Raw genomic sequence first — 542 nt, forward strand, 5'->3', positions numbered from 1 at the left:
GCGTGGCGGTGCCGCCGTTGCCGTCGTCGACGGTCACGGTGATGGTGTCGGTGACCTTCTGGCCTTCGGCCAGGGCCTGGACCTGAGTGCTCTTGTTGTCCAGCACATAGGTCCACTTGCCGTTCTGGTCGACGGTGAAGGTGCCGTATTGGCCCTTGCCGGCGTCATTGACGGACCAGGTGTGCGTGTCCTTGGCGTCGACGTCGTGCTTGTCCAACTGGCCGGAGACTTCCTCGACCGAGTCTTCCTTGACGTTGCCGGCGGCCACGCCGGTGATGGTCGGCTTGTCATTGGTGCCGTTGACGGTGATGGTGACCGTGCCGGTGGTGCCGTCGGCGGTGGTGACCGTGAAGGTCTCGGTCAGCTTTTCGCCGGCGCCCAGGGCCTGGACCTTGGGATCGTCATTGTTCAGCTCGTACTTCCAGTTGCCGTTGGCGTCGATGGAGAACTTGCCATGCGTGCCCGCGATGTCGGTCTGGGGCTTGAACACGGCCTCGCCCTTGTCGGGGTCGACCACGTCCAGCTTGCCGTTGGCGGTGAGC

The 542-nt window shown here is 64.4% G+C and carries 1 protein-coding gene; it reads right to left on the reverse strand.

Features of this window, described 5'->3' with window-relative positions; translation table 11 throughout:
* Positions 1 to 542 (reverse strand): VCBS domain-containing protein (locus AC6LJ5_RS30340; RefSeq protein WP_498142455.1); only part of this gene is annotated, 542 nt, incomplete at both ends.

The sequence above is a fragment of the Achromobacter sp. 1011791174 genome (genome assembly GCF_059760925.1).